Genomic DNA, 14,937 nt, shown 5'->3' on the forward strand with positions numbered 1-14,937 from the left:
AGGAATCCGAGGAAACGCATGACCACAGACAGCAGAACGACCGGCGCGGGCACACCCTCGGCCAAGGCCGTCGACGCGGGTGCGCCCGACGCGTCGGGCCTGGACGAGGACTACCCGCTCGAGCGGGTGCCGCAGTCCGCGCGCTACTCGTGGTTCAACGTCGCGATCCAGCGCTTCGGCCAACTCTCCGACCTGACCCAGTTCCTGCTCGGCGCGACCCTGGGTGCCGGGCTGAGCTTCTGGGGCGCGTTCTGGGCCTTCACGCTCGGCTCGGTGATCCTGGAGGTGGTGTGCATCTTCGTCGGCATCGCCGGGATGCGCGAGGGCCTGACCACTTCGGTGCTGGCCCGCTGGACCGGCTTCGGCCGGTACGGGTCGATCCTGATCGGCCTGGTGATCGCGATCAGCCTGTTCGGCTGGTTCGGCGTGCAGACCGCGGTGTTCGCCGCCGGGCTGCACTCGCTGGTCTCGGGCGTGCCGTTGTGGAGCTGGTGCCTGATCACCGGACTGGGTGTCACGCTCCTGGTGCTGCGCGGGTTCCGCGCGATGGGCTGGACGGCCTTCGTCACGGTGCCGGCGTTCCTGGGCCTGGCCGGCTGGGCGATGACCGTGGAGATCTCCCGGCACAGCATGGGTGACCTGGTCGCCTCCCCGCCGTTCGGCGAGCACATATCGATCGCGACCGGCGCGACGATCGTGGCCGGTTCGTACATCGTCGGCGCGGTCACCACACCGGACATGACCCGGTTCAACCGATCCACCGGAGACGTCGTCAAGCAGACCCTGGTCGGCATCTCGCTGGGCGAGTACGTGCTGGGCCTGGCCGGTGTGCTGCTGGCGTACGCGGTCAAGTCGTCCGACGTGATCGCCATCATCACCGCGTCCTCGGGCGTGGCGGGCGTGCTGATCCTGGTGTCGGCCACCGTGAAGATCAACAACTGGAACCTGTACTCCGCCGCCCTGGGCCTGATCAGCGCCGTCGAGTCGACGATCGGGGTGCGCCTGAACCGCACCGCGGTGACGATCGCCATCGGCGTGCTCGGCAGCCTCGCGGCCGCCGCCGGCATCCTGGACCGGTTCACCGACTTCCTGACCGTGCTCGGCGTGGTGACCCCGCCGATCGCCGGAATCATGGTCGCCGAGTACTTCGTCACCAAGCGCTGGCGTCCGCAACTGGACGCCTCCCGCGCGATCGGCCGACTCCCGGAGACCGAACCCTCGTGGGTGCCCGCCACGATCGTGTTGTGGACCGCGGCCTCGGTGTTCGGTTGGTTGTGCGAGCACTACCAGTGGGCGGGAGTGCCGGCGCTGAACTCGCTGCTGGCCGCCGGGCTCGGATACATCGTGGCCGGCCGCCTGAACCTGGTGCAGCCGCACCGCGAACTGCCGGTCGAGCAACCGGCCCACCCGGCCGCGGCCCGCGAGATCGCGGCCGCCGGCGAAGCCGCCGCAACCCCCGCCTGAGCACCCCACCCCGCCCGTTTCGGCAAGAGGAACCAGCACATGCGCATCGGAATCGACGTCGGGGGCACCAACACCGACGCCGCCCTGCTGAGCGACGACAACCACGTCGTCGCCGGCGCCAAGTCACCCACCACCGCCGACGTCACGTCGGGCGTGGCCGCGGCCGTCGCCGCACTGCTGGCCGCACCCGGCGCGGACGGCCGGCCCACCGATCCGGCCGCGGTGAACGCGGTGATGATCGGCACCACACACTTCCTGAACGCGCTGATCGAGGGTGAACGGCTGGCGCGGGTCGCGGCCGTCCGGCTCGGCCTGCCCGCCACCGAGGCGCTGCCGCCGATGGTCGACTGGCCCGAACGGCTGCGCGCGGTGGTCGGCGGCGGCACCTACCTGTGCCACGGCGGGCGCGAGTTCGACGGCCGGATGATCTCGCCGCTGGACCCCGACGAGTTGCGCCGGGTCGCGGCGGACATCCGGGCCCGGGGGCTGACCACGATCGCGATCAGCTCGGTGTTCTCGCCGGCGGCGGCCGAGGACGAGGTCCGGGCGGCGGAGATCCTCACCGGCGAACTCGGCGACGTACACGTGTCCCTGTCGCACGAGATCGGCCGAGTAGGCCTGTTGGCGCGCGAGAACGCGACGATCGTCAACGCTTCGCTGCGGGATCTGGCCGAACACATCGTGGACGCGTTCGGGGCGGCGCTGGTCGGTGCCGGGATCGGCGCGCCGTTCTTCATATCGCAAAACGACGGCACGCTGATGGACATCGCACACGCGCGGCGCTATCCGGTCGCCACCTTCGCCTCCGGGCCGACCAACTCGATGCGCGGGGCGGCGTTCCTGTCCGGACTCACCGACTGCGCGGTCGTGGACGTGGGCGGGACCACGGCCGACGTGGGCATCCTGGTCGGCGGCTTCCCTCGGGAGGCGGCGGGCGAATCCGAGGCGGCCGGGGTGCGGACCAACTTCCGCATCCCGGACGTGCTCTCGCTCGGCATCGGCGGCGGCTCGCTGGTCGCCGCCGACGGCGAGGTCGGGCCGCGCGGCGTGGGCTACCGGTTGACCGACGAGGCCCTGGTGTTCGGCGGCGACACGCTGACCGCCACCGACCTGGCCGTGGCCGCGGGCGCCGCCGACATCGGCGACACGAGCGCGGTGGCCGGCGTGGACCGCGCGTTCGCCGAGCGCGCGCTCGCCCGGATCGCCGAACGGCTGGCCGAGACGGTGGACCGTATGCGCACCTCCGCCGCGCCGCTGCCGGTGGTCGCGGTCGGCGGCGGCAGCGTCCTGGTCCCGGGCGGCCTGCCCGGCTTCCCGGACGTGCGGCGACCGGCCCACTTCGATGTGGCCAACGCGGTCGGCGCGGCCATCGCGCAGGTCGGCGGCGAGGTCGACCGGGTCTTCCGGGTCCCGGAGGGCAAGCGTGACCAGGTGCTGGCGACGGCCCGGGAGGAGGCGGTGCGCCGGGCCGAGGAGTCCGGCGCGCGGCCGGGGACGGTGCGCGTCGTCGACGTCGAGGAGGTGCCGTTGGCCTATCTGCCGGGCGGGGCGACGCGCATTCGGGTGAAGGCGGTGGGGGATCTCGACCTGGGGCGACCGGTCTCGGCGTACCGCGTGTCCGGTGCGGGGGACGACGGTGCGGCGCTGCGCGATGACGCGCCGAGCGAGGGTGCGTCGGACGAGGGCGCGTCGAGCGAGGGCACGTCGAGCGAGGGCACGTCGAGCGAGGGCGCGGGGAGGCGTGGCGTGTCGAAGCTCGGCGCGGTGATGCAGGGCGCGTCGGACGAGGGCGCGGAGAAGCAGGGCGCGTCGAACGGCGGCGCGCTGGACCACGACGCGCGGAACGGAATTCGCACGCATGCGTGAGATCGGGATCGAGCAGTTGGCGGATATCGCGCGCGGCGCGGGCATTTTGGGTACGGGCGGCGGTGGGGACCCGTACGTGGGCCTGCTGTTGGCCCGCGAGGCGGTGCGGCGGTACGGCCCGGTGACCGTGCTCGACATCGACGAGGTGCCGGCGGACGCGACGGTCGTACCGATCTCGTCGATGGGCGCGCCGACGGTGTTGCTGGAGAAACTCCCCTCGGGGCGCGAGGAGATCAATGCGTTGCGCGCGTTGGAGGCGGTGCTGGGCCGTCGGGCCACCCACCTGGTGCCGATCGAGATCGGTGGTGTGAACTCGATGATCCCGTTGGCCGCCGCGGCGCACACCGGGCTGCCGATCGTGGACGGCGACGCGATGGGACGCGCCTTCCCGGAGGCGCAGATGGTGCTGCCCGGCCTGATCGGGGTGCCCAACTCACCGATGGCGCTGGCCGACGACAAGGGCAATACGGTCGTCGTCCAGGCGGTGGACAACACCGAGGCCGAACGGATCGCCCGAGCCGTGTGCGTCGAGCGCGGTTGCCAGATCTCCTGCGCGGACACCGTCCTGCGCGGCGACCAACTGCGCGACGGACTGGTCCCGGCGACGCTGACCCTGGCCGAGAACCTGGGCCGCGAGGTCCGCCGGGCGCGCGCCGAACACCGCGATCCGGTCGCGGCGGCCCGCGAACTCCTGGGCGGCGTACACCTTTCGGCGGGAAAGGTGGTCGATGTCGAACGCCGTACCGAGGGCGGGTTCGCGCGCGGTCGGGCGCGTCTGGAGGGAGCCGGCGCGGTGTTGGAACTGGACTTCCAGAACGAACACCTGCTCGCCCGCCGCGACGGCCGGGTGGTCGCCACCACCCCGGACCTGATCTGCGTTCTGGACACCGAGACGGGAGAACCGGTGACCACCGAATCGTTGCGCTACGGACTGCGCGTCACGGTCCTGGCCGCCCCGTGCGACCCGCGCTGGCTGACCCCGGCGGGCCTGGCCCTGACCGGGCCGCGCTATTTCGGGTACGACCTGGATCACCATCCGCTGACCGGTCGAGCGCGCGTGACTTCGTAGGATGTCGGGATGACCTCCCTGGATGTTTGGTTGCGCGCGGTGCCCACGCCGGTCGGGATCGCGCCCGGGGATCCCCTGTTCGAGGCCGTCGTAGTGGCCCACGACGTGGGCGAGTCGGCGCGGTTGACGCGGTTGGGCATCAAGGCCGCCACGGGCCGTGATGTATTCGTCGACTTCTCGCACTTCGACCCGAGAACGGCCAAGGACACCGCGGTCGCGGTGATCCACTGGGCCCGGATGTATCCGGACAGTGAGGCGCTCGTCTCCATAGGAATGCGGGAACTGGGCACGGGCGGTGAGGAATCCCCCGCGGCCGTCGTATACGCAACGGAGGACGGCGGGAGGTTCGACTTCGGTGACTTCTACTACGGGAGTGACTACAACCTTCGATTCACCGACCTGTACGGGGCATTGATCGGGGCACCGGGCTTCTTCACGCCGGGCGGGCGAGCCGACCTGTTGGCGGTGACGGCAGACCAGTTGGAATCCCGGATTCCGGAGGTCTCCCCATGGGGGGCGGTCCCGCTCGTCCTGCACGAACTCGGGCACATTCGGGTGATCGATGCCCTGAGGCAGGGCCGATCAACGCTCCCGAACATCGGTCCGGACGACCGTGAGGCGGCCGGCGCGACGCACTGGAGAGTCCCGCTGCCCTTGTTGTCGCGCCGTCCGCTCGGCCGCGATGCGGCCGGCAAGGTGCGCTGGAGCGCCACGCTGTCCGCTCCGTCGCGCAGGCCGGTCGGCTTGGATACTCCGCAGGGCCGATGGGCGGTGCGCGAGGGTCGTCGCGCGATGTCGAACGTCGTCGCCGGGGCACAGAACCAGAATGCCCACGTCCCACCGGGGATGACCTGGGCACTCGACGACCGGGTCCGCGCCGGCGCGTTTCGACCACATGCCGCCGCAACCAAGCTCGAGGCATATCCGGACGCGCTGATGACGCTGATGATGCAGGGCGAGGCCGCCGGCCGGCAGGTTCGGGCGATGGCCCGTTCGCAGGCCGGGTCGAATGTGGACACGCTCCTCGCGGGCGCCCCCGGCCTGCGTGCCGCCGTCGCCGAACTGCGCGAACGCACGGATTCGGAAACCGGCGCACCGGTGCGCGAAAAGGTGCGGGTGTCGGCGCGGACCGTCGGCGCGGAGGTGGCGCGTCGGGCCCCGGGTACCGTCGCGCGACGGGATCGCATCTCGCCGGCGGTGGAGTGGAGCGGCAGGGGTTCGGCGACCGAGCGGCATGTCGAACGGGCACGTCCTCGCCACCCTGACGTGCTCGACTCGACGCCGGTGCTGCCGCAACTGCCGCCCGGGAAGAAATCTTCCTCGGCCGCGGCCGACCCGGGTACCAACGCCCGCCTCGCCGCCACGAGCCACGGATTCGGCGCCGCCGAGAACACGCAGGCGCGGGCGGCGAGCGCCACTCCGACGCACCTTCCCGACCCGGGCCACGGTACGCGTACGCATGGCGTCGAACGTGTCGAGCGCGACCCGGGCGGACACAGGTTTTCCTGACTCGACCGCGCTGCCCCGGCGTCGGCCGGGTCCGTTCGGGAGGCGATCGCCGGATGCCTCCCGGTGCCGACCCGGGCGGGTCGGGTCAGGGGCGGGTGAGGGCCTGATCGAGGAGGGCCTGGAGGGTGTGCTGCGGGACGGACGGGACGGACGGGTGTCGGCCCCGCCGTGGGGCGGGGCCGACGGAATCAGGCGGGGAGGGCGTCGACGGTGGGGACGACGGTGCCGAACAGGTCGGTGACGGTGGTGAGGGCGGCGGCCTGGAGCGCGGCTGCGGGCAGGACCGTGCCGTCGGGGGCGGTGAGCGCACGGGTGGCCGTGGCCTCGGCGACGACGGTGGGGCGGTAGCCGAGGTTGAAGGCGCCCTCGGCGGTGTGGTTCACGCACATGTGGGTCATGAAGCCGGCGATGACCAGGTCCTTGCCACTGCCCGGCGCGGCGCCCAGGTCGGTCAGGGTCTTCTCCAGCGCGGTGAGGTGGAAGGAGTTGGGGAACTCCTTGACCACGACCGCCTCGCCGTTCGCCGGCGCGACCTCGTCGCTGATGGCGCCGATGTGGGCGCGGATGTCGTACGGGGTGTTCGCGCCGCCGTCGTTGAGGACGTGGACGACCGGGGTACCGGCGGTGCGGGCGCGCTCCAGCAGGCGGGCGCCGGCGGCGAGGGCCTCCTCGGCGCCTTCCAGGGCCATCACACCGGTGCGGTAGGTGTTCTGGAAGTCGACCAGGATCAGGATGGAGTCGCTCAGGTTGGGCGGCCGGTTGTCCAGACCGATGACGTCGCGCAGGGTCGTGGAGGGCTGGTTCGTGCTCATCGAGCAACCTTTCGTGGGGAATCGGGCATGGCGAAGTCGACCGCCACGGCGGCGTGCCGGGCGGACGGGGATGGATGGTTGTTCGAGGGTGGCCGAGTGGCCGGGCGGTCCCGTGGTCGGGCGTTCCCGTGGCCGGGCGCTTCGGGCGCTCGGGCCGGTCAGGGGGTCCGGGTGCGGAAGCGTCGGCGGTAGGCGGCGGGGGTGGTGGCGAGCTGCCGTTTCACCGCCCGGTGCAGGGTCTCCGCCGAACCGAGTCCGGACGCGGCGGCGACCTGGTCGAGCGGATCGTCGGTGGTCTCCAGCAGGCGTCGGGCCACCTCGACCCGGGCGGCTTCGACGTAGGCGGCGGGGCCGGCGCCGGTCTCCTTCCTGAAGACGCGGGCGAAGTGCCGCTCGCTCAGACACATCCGGTCCGCGAGCACCTGTACGGACAGGTCCTCGTCGAGGTGCTCGGCGATCCACAACCGCAGCTCGTCGATGTCGCGGCGGGCGGAGGCGGGCCGGCTGAGCGGTACGGAGAACTGGCTCTGCCCGCCCTGCCGCTTGAGGTACATCACCAACTGCCGTGCCACCGCCAGCGCGACCTCCTCGCCCAGGTCCTCCGTCACCAGTGCGAGCGCGAGGTCCAGACAGGCGCTGATCCCGGCGCCCGTCCACAACCGGCCGCAGTCGTCGCGTACGAAGATCGGATCCGGGTCGACCACGACCGCCGGATGGTCGGCGGCGAGCTGCGCGGCGGTCGACCAGTGTGTGGTCGCCGTCCTCCCGTCCAGCAATCCGGCCGCCGCCAACACATGCGCGCCCACGCACACCGACGCCACCCGCCGGGCGTGCGGGGCGGTCTCCTTGACCCAGGCGACGACATCGGGGTCGATCCGGGCCACGGGGCCGTCGGCGGTCACGTCGACCGCACCGGGTACCAGCAGCGTGTCCACGTCCGTGCCGACCTCGTCGAAGGCCAGATCGGCCAGCAGCCGCACACCCGCCGACGTCCGCACCGGCCCGGCGGCCGGCCCGGCGAGGCGGACCCGGTAGTGGGCGCCGCTCGTGGTCTCCTCATTGGCCAGCGCGAAGACCTCGGCCGGTCCGGTGACGTCGAGGAGATCGACATCGGGGAAGACCGCGATGACGACACGGTGTGTGAGGGGCATGGCTCCATCCTCACGGGGACGACCGATGACCGCAATGACGGGCGACTGTCACATTCGGACATGCGGACATGCGGGTCTTCCCGGCATCGGGACATCCGGCCGAACGCGTCGGTCGGACCAGCCGTGCGGGCCGGTAGCCGAGAATCGGCCCGGGTACGTGCGTGCCCCGCGTGCGGGGGAGCCCCGCGGGCCCGTCTCGCAGGCGCCGTAGCATGCACAACAGCGCCTGCCCGGCGGGCAGTTGGCAATGTTCCCGGAGACGGAAAAGAGGCGAGGAATGTCGGACGCGGAGTGGATGTCCCAGGAACCGCAGGACGATGAGTGGCCGGTGGTCGATTTACGGCTGGACGTCCCGCATTCGGCCCGGGTCTACGACTACCTCATCGGAGGCAAGACCAACTTCGAGCCGGACCGGGTCGCCGCCAAGGCGTCGGTGCGGGCGTGGCCGGCGCTGCCGATCTCGATGCGCACCACCCGTACGTTCATGCAGCGCGCGGTGCGGCGGCTCACCGACGAGTACGGGGTCCGTCAGTTCCTGGACATCGGCACCGGCATCCCCACGTCGCCGAACGTGCACGAGATCGCGCAGGGCATCGCTCCCGAGACGCGGGTCGCGTACGTCGACAACGACCCGATCGTGCTGACCCACGCGCGGGCCCTGATGTCGAGCACCGCGCAGGGCAGGACCTGCTATATCGACGCCGACCTGCGCGACGTGGACTCGATCATCGGCGCCCCGCAACTGCGCGAGGTGCTGGACCTGACGAAGCCGGTGGCGCTGTCCCTGATCGCGATAGTGCACTTCGTCCTCGACGAGGACGACCCGCAGGGACTCGTGCGGCGGCTCATGGACGAGCTGGCGCCGGGCAGCTTCCTGGCACTCACCGTGTTCACCGGTGACACCGACCCGGTGGGCGTCGGCGGCGTCGAACGCGAGTACAACGCGCGCGGCATCCCCCTCCAGGTTCGGGACAAGGCGGAAACCCTCGCCTTCTTCGACGGCTACGACCTCCTCGACCCCGGCGTCACCCTGGTCCACCACTGGCGCCCCGACCCGGACGCCCCGCCCGTACGCGACGAGGACATCGCCATGTACGCCGGAGTGGCCGTCAAACGCTCCTGAGGGTCGTCGCGCGGGCGTGTCGGAGTCGACCCCGCTGCCGGTGGCGGGTAGTCGGCACGCTGTGCGGGTCGCGGTCGCGGGCCGCACCGGGCGGGTTCGTCACGGGTGGGGGTTGGGGTTGCGGGCCAGCCAGTCCTGGAGTTCGCGGTGGCGGAATTGGTAGGCGGTGCCGGCGGTGCGCAGGAGTCCGGCGGCGGTGGCCCAGTGCAGGAATCGGCCCAGGCGCCAGGGCAGGGCGCGGGAACCGGTGCGGACGCACAGCAGGAACAGTGCGTATCGCTGCGCGGCGGCGGTGGCCGTGAGCACGATCGCGAGGAAGACCACCAGTCCCAGCGCCGACCCGAACCGGACCCCGTAGCCGAGGCTGATTTCGTCCGCGACTCCGAGGGCGAGCCCGACCGTCACGCCGACCACGAGACCCGCCGCGAGACCCGCCGCGAGCGCGCCCGCGAGTTCGTCGCGCACGAGATCGCGGGGGTCCGCGACAGTGGCCCGACCGTCGTCGTCGCGCGAGCGCACGATCAGGCTCGCGACGCCGAGCGAGAGCGGCCACGTGAGCATGAGCACGATGGTGGAAGGGTCGATGCGGAGATCCCGGTCCAGGGCGCCGACGAGCACCAGGGCGAGGAAGCAGGCGACCTCCAGGGCGAGCAGGGTCAGGAGTTCGTGGCGACCCTCCCGGGTTGCCAGCCGCCCCGGAACCAGGTGCGTGGGTCCGGGCCAGGCCGCGCCCCAGCGCACGCCGAGCAGGCCGGAAACCGAGGCCCCGAAGACGACCGCGGATCCGATGGCGGCCCAGGAGGACTCGTACAGCAGGGGGCTCGACTCACGAGCCATCATCGCCGCCGCCACCAGGCCCACGCACACCACCAGGGCGGTGTGGATCAGCCGGGCGCGTCGAAGTCCTGCCAGCGGCCACAGTTCGTGCGGAATCAGGTCGGTCCCCGACAGTGTCCTGCCGTCCAGCACCCGAGGGGTCGCGGTGTTGGCGTCGAGATGGCGGGCGAGGACGGCGAGCCAGATGTGGACCCGGTCGGGGGAGTAGGCCGTGCCGCCGTCGGAGCGGGGGTGGTCGGCGGCGGCACGGATGTAGAACCCGTTGAGGTGGTCGCGCATGTCCTCGTCCCGGGCCAGGGCGGGGGAGAGGAGGTTTCGCGGCTGGTGGCGGTAGGCCGCCCCGCCGGGGTCGCGTTGTTCGTGGACGGTGACCGCCATCGTCAGCCGCCACGGGGTGGACAGTCCGCGGGCGAGGGACCCGGACGGCGCGGTGTCGAGGGCGTGGATCACCTCGCGCCACCGCCGGGGGTCCTCGACCCGGGCGAGGATGAACTCCCGGCCCTGGACGGGGGTGACGGGCGTGATCTCGACGCGGGCGGCGTCCTTGGTCCAGGTCTCCAGCGCCTCGTACGGGCCGCTGCGGCAGGTGAGCACGATTTTGGCCCGGGCCCGGCCGAGCGCGTACGCGTTCAACATCTCCAGAGCCCGCCGGGCTCGCGGCCCGCCGCGCGCGCCCCCGCCGGGCCCCGGGCCGGGTGCGCCGGGTGTGCCGCGCGGTTCGGTGTCGGTGGTGTCCATCTCGTCCAGCCCGTCCAGGACGGGCAGGATCATGCCCGCCTCGACCAACGCCCGCGCGGTGGCGGGGGTGAGCCGGTACACGCGTTCGAGGTGATCGCGTACCCACTCCTCGATCGCCGCACCACCCGCCGCCGCCGTCCCGACTCCCGGTGCGGTGTCGGGGAGTTCGCTCCACGAGGCCAGGGACATCCGCACGGGGACCGGGTCCTTGGGATCGCGGTTCTCCAGGAGCGCGAGCAGGAGTTCCAGGGCCAGGACGGTCTTGCCGGAGCCGGGCGCCCCGGTGATCACCAGGCGGCGCGGGCGAAGTCGGCGGTAGTAGTCGACCACGGTGCCCAGCCGCCCGTCGGGATCCGCGCCGTCGGCGTTGTGCGCGGGGGCGGGGCGAAGGACGAAGCGGAGGTCGATGGGCGTGTGCTCGCCGCCCAACAGCCGGGTCCGTTCCGGGGTTTCGGCGCGGATGACCGCGGCCGCCAGGCGGGCGGCCATCACCGCGGTATCGGTGGCCTGGAGCCGCAACGCGGTCCGTGACATGCGCGCGGACCATACGGCAACGCCCAGTCCGGGCAGGGCGATCGAGGCGCTCAACCAGTCGACGTCACCGCGCTCGACGCCCCGTGATCCCCACACGGCGAGCCAGACCACCCCCATCGCGCACACGATCCCCCACGCCCACCCGGCCGCGCGTCCCCCACGGTGTCCCATGAATGGTCATCATGGCGACCGGAGGCGCGCCGCATCGGGGTTTCGCGGGATCACGACCCGCCGGCGGCTCGGTGACGACGCGCGGTAGGGACCGGTGCGCCGGCGAGTGCACGACGGCTTCGGGTCGCGGCCGCACCGGGTGACGCCCGGCGGGAAGGTCCGCCGGGCGTCACCGTGTTCGGCTCGGGCCGGGTCTGGGGCCGCGTCTCGGGGCTGTCCCGGGTGCGCCCCTCGGATGCCCGTGGCGGCCCCGTTCAGCAGGCCCCGAGGTCCTGCCAGACGCCCCACTGGCCGGTGGTGCCGGGCGTCTCGCCGGTCGTCCACCACTTGGCCTTCCAGGTGTGACCCTGGTACGAGACCTGCTGCCCACCGGTGTAGATCGTGCCCGACGCCCATGGGGGCGCCGTGCACTGGTGGCCGTTGCCGCCGGTGACGGTCACGGTGTAGGTCGTCGCGTGGCTGCCGGAGGTGCCGGTCGCGGTGACGGTCAGGGTGTACGTGCCCGACACCGCCGCCGAGGTGGTGGCCACGGTGAGCGTCGAGGAGTCGCCCACCGGCACCGAGGTGGGGTTGAGCGAGGCGGTGACACCGGCAGGGGCGCCGCCGACGGTGAGGTTCACCGTCTGCGTGGCGCCGGCCGTCACCGCGGTCGCGATCGTGGAGGTGGTGGAGGCCCCGGCGGCGACGGTCCCGGACGCGGGGGTCGCCCGCACCGAGAAGTCGTTGGTCGGGTTGGTGGTGCCGCTGGTGAAGGGCTCGAAGATGTGGCTGAAGTCCCAGATGTTCTGGGCGATGCCGGAGCAGTTGTCCGCCGCCGGCTGGTTCGGGCAGTTGCCGTTGTCGCGTTGGAGGGCCCAGAACGAGAGGGTGTTGATGCCCTTGGCGACGGCCCAGTTGTAGACCTGTCGAGCGTTGGCGAGGGTGAACGTCTCGGCCGGCCCGAAGTCGTCGACGCCGATCATCTCGGTGACGCCGATCATGCCCCACAACTGCGCGGGGGTCTTGGTCGGGTAGAGCTGCGCGAGCGTGTTGTACAGCCCCTGGGCCGCGGTCTCGGTGTCGTTCGCCATGTTGTGCGTGGCGTTGTCGTAGTAGTCGAACGTCATCAGGTTGACGACGTCGACCTTGGTGCCGTTGGCGACGGCATTCCTGAGCAGGGCCACGCCGTTGGCGGCCGGGCCGCGGGTGGTGGTGGGCAGCGTGTAGGAGATCTCGATCTTGCGCCCGTTGGCCGCGGCCCAGTCCTGGACCTGCTTGATGGCCTTGTTTCGCCGGTCGATGCCCGCCGTGTTGTCGAGAGCGTCGATCTCGATGTCCATGTCGAGCCGGGTGACGTCGTAGGTCGTGATGACCTTCTGGTACGCGGCGGCGATCTGGTTGACGTCGTTGCAACTGTCGGCGATCTCGGTGCCGGTGGTGTCGGCCGTGTAGCCGCCGAACGAGGGGATGACGTCCCCGCCGTTGGCCTGAATGGTCCTGATGTCGGCGCCGAACGTCGAGGAGGCGATCGGCATGCCGGTGTCGCCGTTCCAGTACGGGGTGCAGGATCCCGCGGTCGCGGTCTGGAGGAACGCCATGGTCAGGTGCTTGGCACCGGACTGGGCGGCCAATGCGGCGGGACTCTCTCCGGTCCACGCCTCGAAGTAGGGGGCGAAGACGTGGGCCGGCAAGGGGGTTGCGGCCTGGGCGGGCCCACCACCCAGCACGGTCAGGCTCACCGCCGCGGCGGCGGTGACGGTCGCGGCTACCGCCGCGCGGAATGTACGTAAGAGTCGCATCTGCGTCCAGTCTGTATGCGGGGGACGTACCGCCGATTCGCGTGGCAAGGCGGCATGGGGTATGAGACAGCCCGGCGCTCGCAGAAGTCAATGGTCTGGACCAAAATTGGACTAGACCATTAATCTTGGAGGAAATCCTTTACGTGCAAGGGGAGTTGCTCGCCGGCCGATCCGCCGATCCGCCGGGCAAATGCGCGGGAGGCGCGGCGCAGGGCAGGATGGGCCCAGGCCGGACGGACCGGGCTCGCGGCACGACTCGCCCGACCCGTACGGCACTTGCCGCGTTGTACCCCAACCCGCCTCGGCCGGCCAGGAGTCCCATGAGCGACCCGAACGACATCCGCGCGACCCTGCTGGTGCTCTACTCGACCCGAATCGACGAGTGCCGAAGCTTCTACACCGATCTCGGCCTGCGTTTCGTCGCCGAGCAACACGGCCGGGGGCCCCGCCACTACGCGGCGACTCTCGCGGACGGCACGGTCTTCGAGATCTATCCGGCCCGTCCCGGCCGGGAGACCGGCGCCCTTCGCCTGGGCCTCGCGGTCACCGGTGCCACCGCGACGCCTCCGCTCACCCCCGGCCACCATCTGCTCTCCGATCCCGACGGTCGGACCGTCGACATCCGCGCGATCTGATCAAGATCAATTGTTTCCCGGGGGTGCGGTGTTCGGCGGCGTTCGTCGAATTGCGGTTCGTCGAACGTCGCGAGAGCGATTCGACGTATCGGAATTGCACGTGCCGGCTCTTTTCGGTGCCGGTGCCGGTGCCGGTGCCTTTGTCGACGCGATGCGCGTGAAGACCGTGCGCCGGCCGATCACCACATCCGACCGTATCGTTTTTTGGTGACCCGGAGGATTGGGCCGATCACCCGTGCCGATTTCCCGAGGTGCCGAAAAAACGCGACCGCCCCGGACAGCCTGACGGCGCTCCGGGGCGGGACCCGCGGATCGATTCACCCGCGTCGTCCGGGTCAGGGAGCCCGGAAGTAGTCGGGCTCGGGGCGCCTCGGCTCGCCGGGCGGCTGCTGCTGCCCGCCGCGGGCCGGGTCGGTGAAGGCGATGCCGTCCGTCCGGCGCTGCGCGAGGCGTTCCAGGCGGGCGCCGAGTTCGGCCTCCTCGCGCAGTTCGCCGGTCGAGGACGACAACGCGACGATGAACAGGGTGATCACGGTGAACAGGCTCACCCCGACCACGAGGGGAGCCAGGAACTGGGATGCCTCCACGCCGTGGAGGGCCGAGACGTGCGTGTTCGACTCCAGGGTCATCGCCGACATGCCGGTGTAGTGCATGCCGCTCACCGCGATGCCCATGATCAGCGAGGCACCGGTGACGGCCACGACTCCCTTGACGTTGAGCGCGGCCCACAACGCGGCGGTCGAGGCGACCACGGCGATCAGCACCGACAGCGTGACCCGGAACGTGTCGTAGCCGATGTCGTCGTTGATGCTCATCGCGGACATCCCGACGTAGTGCATGATCGCGACGCCGGAGCCGGTGGCGATCCCGCCGACGACGAGGCCGGTCGTCCGGGATCCACGCCTGCCGATGATGGCCATCCCGACGCCGACCACCGCGATCGCCAGCAGGAGGCTGACGACGGTGCGGGTCGCGTCGTACCGAATGGGTGTGTCGGTGACCGCGAATCCGAGCATCCCCACGAAATGCATGCCCCAGATCCCGGTACCGCCGATGGAGACGGACGCCAGGGCGAACCAGCGAACGCGCGGGGCTCCGGTGACCGCTCGGGCGCGGATCGCACACAAAAGCCCGAGTGCCGACCCGACGCAGGACATCAGATAGGCGACTGCCGGTGTGAGCAATCCGTTGGAGAAATGATCGATACTGCCCACGCTGGGTTACGCTCCGGATCGTTCCGAGTGCGATCG

At 71.4% G+C, this 14,937-nt stretch carries 11 protein-coding genes; 6 read left to right on the forward strand and 5 right to left on the reverse strand.

The features are described 5' to 3' along the window. Positions 1 to 18: 18 nt before the first annotated feature. The 4 genes from ACWCPW_RS26815 to ACWCPW_RS26830 are packed head-to-tail and all read left to right on the forward strand — an operon-like array spanning position 19 to position 5,908. Positions 19 to 1,464: a purine-cytosine permease family protein gene (locus tag ACWCPW_RS26815; RefSeq protein WP_449764143.1), complete on the forward strand. Its 1,446-nt coding sequence runs from the start codon at positions 19 to 21 to the stop codon at positions 1,462 to 1,464. A gap of 39 nt (positions 1,465 to 1,503) precedes the next feature. Continuing rightward, a complete protein-coding gene (locus ACWCPW_RS26820; protein WP_449764144.1) occupies positions 1,504 to 3,330 on the forward strand; it encodes a hydantoinase/oxoprolinase N-terminal domain-containing protein in 1,827 nt (608 codons plus the stop codon). Beyond that, on the forward strand, positions 3,323 to 4,399 hold the full coding sequence (locus ACWCPW_RS26825; protein ID WP_449764145.1) for a DUF917 domain-containing protein: 1,077 nt from the start codon (positions 3,323 to 3,325) through the stop codon (positions 4,397 to 4,399). The genes ACWCPW_RS26820 and ACWCPW_RS26825 overlap by 8 nt, the downstream gene beginning before the upstream one ends. A 9-nt stretch (positions 4,400 to 4,408) precedes the next feature. Beyond that, positions 4,409 to 5,908, forward strand: a complete 1,500-nt coding sequence (locus ACWCPW_RS26830; RefSeq protein ID WP_449764146.1) for a hypothetical protein — start codon at positions 4,409 to 4,411, stop codon at positions 5,906 to 5,908. A 188-nt stretch (positions 5,909 to 6,096) separates the two neighbouring features. Here ACWCPW_RS26830 and ACWCPW_RS26835 read toward each other — a convergent pair whose 3' ends face one another. Both ACWCPW_RS26835 and ACWCPW_RS26840 read right to left on the reverse strand, forming a co-directional pair. Further along, positions 6,097 to 6,720: an isochorismatase family protein gene (locus ACWCPW_RS26835; protein ID WP_449764147.1), complete on the reverse strand. Its 624-nt coding sequence runs from the start codon at positions 6,718 to 6,720 to the stop codon at positions 6,097 to 6,099. Positions 6,721 to 6,878: 158 nt separating this feature from the next. Further along, positions 6,879 to 7,871 carry a GlxA family transcriptional regulator gene (locus ACWCPW_RS26840; RefSeq protein ID WP_449764148.1) on the reverse strand — a complete coding sequence of 331 codons (993 nt, stop codon included), beginning with the start codon at positions 7,869 to 7,871 and terminating at the stop codon, positions 6,879 to 6,881. A gap of 277 nt (positions 7,872 to 8,148) precedes the next feature. On the opposite strand from ACWCPW_RS26840, the gene ACWCPW_RS26845 reads away from it, so the two are divergent. Further along, on the forward strand, positions 8,149 to 8,994 hold the full coding sequence (locus ACWCPW_RS26845) for an SAM-dependent methyltransferase (protein ID WP_449764149.1): 846 nt from the start codon (positions 8,149 to 8,151) through the stop codon (positions 8,992 to 8,994). A 99-nt stretch (positions 8,995 to 9,093) separates the two neighbouring features. Here ACWCPW_RS26845 and ACWCPW_RS26850 read toward each other — a convergent pair whose 3' ends face one another. Together ACWCPW_RS26850 and ACWCPW_RS26855 are read right to left on the reverse strand one after the other, a co-directional pair. Further along, positions 9,094 to 11,274, reverse strand: a complete 2,181-nt coding sequence (locus ACWCPW_RS26850) for an NACHT domain-containing protein (protein WP_449764150.1) — start codon at positions 11,272 to 11,274, stop codon at positions 9,094 to 9,096. Positions 11,275 to 11,528: 254 nt separating this feature from the next. Further along, positions 11,529 to 13,052: a glycosyl hydrolase family 18 protein gene (locus tag ACWCPW_RS26855; RefSeq protein ID WP_449764151.1), complete on the reverse strand. Its 1,524-nt coding sequence runs from the start codon at positions 13,050 to 13,052 to the stop codon at positions 11,529 to 11,531. Between the two features lie 320 nt (positions 13,053 to 13,372). Between ACWCPW_RS26855 and ACWCPW_RS26860 the strand changes: the two genes are divergently transcribed. Beyond that, positions 13,373 to 13,687 carry a glyoxalase/bleomycin resistance/dioxygenase family protein gene (locus ACWCPW_RS26860; RefSeq protein ID WP_449764152.1) on the forward strand — a complete coding sequence of 105 codons (315 nt, stop codon included), beginning with the start codon at positions 13,373 to 13,375 and terminating at the stop codon, positions 13,685 to 13,687. 335 nt (positions 13,688 to 14,022) lie between these two features. Here ACWCPW_RS26860 and ACWCPW_RS26865 read toward each other — a convergent pair whose 3' ends face one another. Then, positions 14,023 to 14,901, reverse strand: coding sequence for an MHYT domain-containing protein (locus ACWCPW_RS26865; RefSeq protein WP_449764153.1), 879 nt, complete (start codon positions 14,899 to 14,901; stop codon positions 14,023 to 14,025). Between the last annotated feature and the right edge of the window lie 36 nt (positions 14,902 to 14,937).

The organism is Embleya sp. NPDC001921, assembly GCF_053594475.1.